This is a genomic window from Nocardia carnea (genome assembly GCF_029868855.1).
Taxonomy (GTDB): domain Bacteria; phylum Actinomycetota; class Actinomycetes; order Mycobacteriales; family Mycobacteriaceae; genus Nocardia; species Nocardia carnea_A.
The window spans coordinates 1-4,172 of the sequence record NZ_JARWOV010000152.1 but is presented as its reverse complement, the minus strand read 5'-3'; the positions used below and the strand labels follow the sequence as shown (position 1 = coordinate 4,172).

The 4,172-nt window shown below is 67.9% G+C and carries 3 protein-coding genes; 2 read left to right on the top strand and 1 reads right to left on the bottom strand.

From position 1 onward, the window contains the following. Positions 1-144: 144 nt before the first annotated feature. Entirely contained in the window at positions 145-1,437 is a 1,293-nt protein-coding gene (locus QH195_RS14115) for an acetyl-CoA C-acetyltransferase (RefSeq protein ID WP_280435691.1), read from the bottom strand. 284 nt (positions 1,438-1,721) lie between these two features. Between QH195_RS14115 and QH195_RS14110 the strand changes: the two genes are divergently transcribed. Together QH195_RS14110 and QH195_RS14105 are read left to right on the top strand one after the other, a co-directional pair. Further along, positions 1,722-3,080, top strand: a complete 1,359-nt coding sequence (locus QH195_RS14110) for a 3-oxoacyl-ACP reductase (RefSeq protein WP_280435690.1) — start codon at positions 1,722-1,724, stop codon at positions 3,078-3,080. Continuing rightward, positions 3,080-3,946 carry a MaoC family dehydratase gene (locus QH195_RS14105; protein ID WP_280435692.1) on the top strand — a complete coding sequence of 289 codons (867 nt, stop codon included), beginning with the start codon at positions 3,080-3,082 and terminating at the stop codon, positions 3,944-3,946. The genes QH195_RS14110 and QH195_RS14105 overlap by 1 nt, the downstream gene beginning before the upstream one ends. Positions 3,947-4,172: the final 226 nt, after the last annotated feature.

Sequence of the window (4,172 nt, the reverse complement as noted above, 5' to 3'; positions counted from 1 at the left end):
CCCGGGGCGGTTTTCCCCCCGGGCCCCCCGACGCGGGGGTGCCCCCTGCCCCCGCGGGTAATCCACGGCCGGGACTAATACGTAGTGGATCGAAACCGACAGCTCCGACCCTGCGCCGCCGAACGCGGCGCAGGATCACGGCTCTCAGCGCTCCAGAATGGCGACCACACCCTGACCGCCGGCGGCGCAGATGGAGATCAGCGCGCGACCGGAACCCTTCTCGGCCAGCATCTTGGCCGTCTGGGCGACGATCCGGCCGCCGGTGGCCGCGAAGGGATGCCCGGCTGCCAGCGAGGAACCGTTGACATTCAGCTTGGTCCGGTCGATCGGGCCGAGGGCACCGTCGAGACCCAGCCGCTCCTTGCAGTACTGGTCCGACTCCCACGCCTGCAGGGTGGCCAGCACCACCGACGCGAAGGCCTCGTGGATCTCGTAGAAGTCGAAATCCTGCAGGGTCAGGCCGTTGCGGGCGAGCATGCGGGGCACCGCGTAGGTAGGGGCCATCAGCAGGCCGTCGGGGCCGTGGATGTAATCGACGGCCGCGACTTCGCTGTCCACCAGATGCGCCAGTACCGGCAGACGGCGTTCGGCCGCCCATTCGTCGCTGGACAGCAGAACCGCCGAGGCGCCGTCGGTGAGCGGTGTGGAGTTACCGGCCGTCATCGTGGCATCGCCGAGTTTCACGCCGAACACCGGTTTCAGGGTGGCCAGTTTCTCGACCGAGGAGTTGGGACGCAGGTTGTCGTCGCGGGTGAGCCCGAGGAACGGGGTCACCAGATCGTCGAAGAAACCGCGTTCGTAGGCGGCCGCCATATTCTTGTGCGACAGGTAGGCCAGTTCGTCCTGCGCTTCCCGGGCGATACCGAATTCCTTGGCCGTGATCGCCGCGTGCTCGCCCATGGACATTCCCGTCCGCGGTTCGGCATTGCGCGGAATCTCGATACCGACCATGCCCGGCCGCAGCTGGCCCACCAATTTGAGGCGCTCGGCGTTGGTGCGGGCGCGGTTGATGTTCAGCATCCATTCGCGCATCCGCTCACTGACCCCGATCGGCGCGTCGGAGGTGGTATCGGTTCCGCCGCCGATACCGGCCTCGATCCGGCCGGCCGCGATGGCGTCACCGACGGTGACCACGGCCTGCAGGCCGGTACCGCAGGCCAGTTGCAGGTCGTGGGCGGGAGTGTAGGGGCTGAGCGTGCTGCCCAGCACGCTTTCCCGGATCATGCCGTGTTCGCCGACCCGCTTCAGCACGGCGCCGCCCGCGACCATGCCGAGACGTTCGCCCTGCAGACCGAAACGGCTCACCAGGCCGTCCAGGGTCGCGGTGAACATGTCCTGGTTGGAGGCGTGTGCGTAGGCCTTGTCGGACCGGGCGAACGGGATGCGGTTGCCGCCGACGATGGCGACCGGACGGGTCGAACGGGATGTGGTGGTCACTCGGGTCTCCCAGGTTGTCGAGTTGGCGAGATGGTCGGGTGTTTCCGGCCCCGGATCCGCGGTACCCAGCCGCGGCGGCCGACGCCCGCACGCGATCGGTTTACGATAAACTTACTCCGGAGTAAGTTCAATGTCGACACCGCCTCCGGTGACTGTGCGCCGACTGACCTGCCGACCTCGGTCCACGCGGGTGAGCGCAGTTCGGCCAGCAGCGGGCGCCGGTGCGGCGGTATCGGTGAACGGCCGGTACCGACACCACTCGAGCAACAGAAAAGGTGGGAACAGTGGCAGCCAAGAGCAAGGGCGCACCCAACCTCTACGGATCGTTCGTCAACTCCGCGCCGGGCGGGTTCCTCGCGAACAAGCTGGGACTGCCGAAGCCGGAGAAGCTGCGGCGCTATGTCCCCGGCGAGCCGGCCCTGCCGGGCCCGGTACTGCTGGGCGGTAAGGGCCGGGTGGCCGAGCCGCTGCGCGCACTGCTGGCCGGCGATTACACCTTCGCCGATTCGCTGACCAGCGGAACCAAGTACGGCGCACTGGTTTTCGACGCCACCGGCATCGGCAACATCGAGGACCTGGCCCAGCTCTACCAGTTCTTCCAGCCGGCCATGCGCAGTATCGCGCCGTCGGGCCGGGTGCTGGTCATCGGCACCACCCCGGAACTCGCCGGTTCGGTCGAAGGCCAGATCGCCCAGCGGGCCCTGGAGGGCTTCACCCGCTCGGTCGGCAAGGAACTGCTGCGCGGCGCCACCTCGCAGCTGGTGTACCTGCACCCCGAAGCCTCCCCGGCGGCCACCGGGCTGGCCTCGACGCTGCGTTTCGTCCTCTCGGCCAAATCGGCGTTCGTGGACGCCCAGGTGATCCGGGTCGGCAAGGACGACGCGACCGCACCCGCCGACTGGAACCGCCCGCTCGACGGGAAGGTCGCCGTGGTCACCGGCGCGGCGCGCGGTATCGGCGCCACCATCGCCGAGGTCTTCGCGCGGGACGGCGCCACGGTGATCGTCGCCGATATCCCTGCTGCGGGCGAGGCACTGACGGAGACGGCGAACAAGGTCGGCGGTACCGCGCTGGCACTGGATGTCACCGCTCCCGACGCGGCCGAGCGGCTCGCGGAATTCGCCACCGAGCGTTTCGGTGGAATCGACATCATCGTGCACAACGCCGGCATCACCCGGGACAAACTGCTCGCGAACATGGACGAGGGCCGCTGGAACGCGGTGCTGAACGTGAACCTCGCCGCGCCGCACCGGATCACCGAGGGACTGGTGTCCTCGGGCGCCTTGAAGGAGGGCGGCCGGGTGATCGACGTGTCCTCCATCGCGGGTATCGCCGGTAACCGCGGGCAGACCAACTACGGCGCCTCCAAGGCCGGCGTGATCGGCATGGTGAACGCCGAGGCGCCCGCGCTGGCCGAGAAGAACATCACCATCAACGCCGTGGCGCCCGGATTCATCGAAACCGCCATGACCGCCGCGATACCGCTGGCGACCCGCGAGGGCGGCCGGCTGATGGCCTCGCTCAACCAGGGCGGACAGACCGTCGACGTCGCCGAAACCGTCGCCTTCTTCGCCAGCCCGGCGTCGAACGCGGTGAACGGCAATATCGTCCGCGTCTGCGGCCAGAGCATGATCGGCGCGTGATGACCGAGACCATCACCCTCGACGCACCCCCGAAGAACGGCAGCCTCTATGTGAAGGCGGCCCTGGGCGCGGTCCCGCTGCCGTTCGTATCCGGCCGCAAACCGGCGATCCCGGACCGCGAGGTCCGGCTCGAGGGTCTACGCGTGGACCCGGAGCATCTGGCCGCCTATTGCCGGGCCACCGGACTGCGGTTCGGCGATGCCCTCCCGCTGACCTACCCGTTCGTCATCACCTTCCCGATGGTGATGAAACTCGTGGTGCAACGCGATTTCCCGTTCGTCGCGGTGGGGGCGGTGCACGCGGAGAACCTGATCGAGCGCACCCGCGATATCTCGGTCGGCGAACCGCTCGATATCACCGCGCATATCGAGAACCTGCGCGAACACCCCAAAGGTCTGCTGGTGGACGCGATCAGCGAGATCCGGGTCGGCCGGGAGCTGGTGTGGCGGCAGGTGACCACCTTCCTGCACCAGCAGAAGACCTCGCTGTCCGGTGGTCCGAAACCCGAACCGAAACCGGAGGAGGTACCGCCGCCCCCGCTGCGCACTCTGAAAGTCGACCAGCCGACGATCACCCGCTACGCGAACGCCTCCGGTGATCAGAACCCGATCCACACCTCGGCGTTGGGCGCCAAGGCGTTCGGCTTCCCGCGGGCCATCGCGCACGGTATGTGGTCGGCGGCCGCGATCCTGGCCACGCTGGAGGGCCGGATCCCCGGTGCGGTGTCCTATGCGGTGAAGTTCGGTAAACCGATTCTGCTGCCCTCGACCGTGAACGTCTACGCGGATCAGGTGGCCGATGGCTGGGAACTCGCCCTGCGGCATCCGAAGAAGGGCTACCCCCACCTCACCGCCACCTTGCGCTGACCTGCGACCGGAATCCCGCCCCCGTAGCCCGGAGGCGGGATTCTGTCGTTTCGGTGATCGATGCACACGGTGCGGACGGCCCGGATCGGCTACGAAAAAGCTCCCCGGACGCAGGTCCGGGGGGCTTTTTAGTCGACTCTGTTTAAGGCGACTCGGTATTCCGCCGAGTCTCAGAGATCCTTAGGCATCTTGATGGTGTACGTCGGTGCGTCCGCCCCCCTGCTAC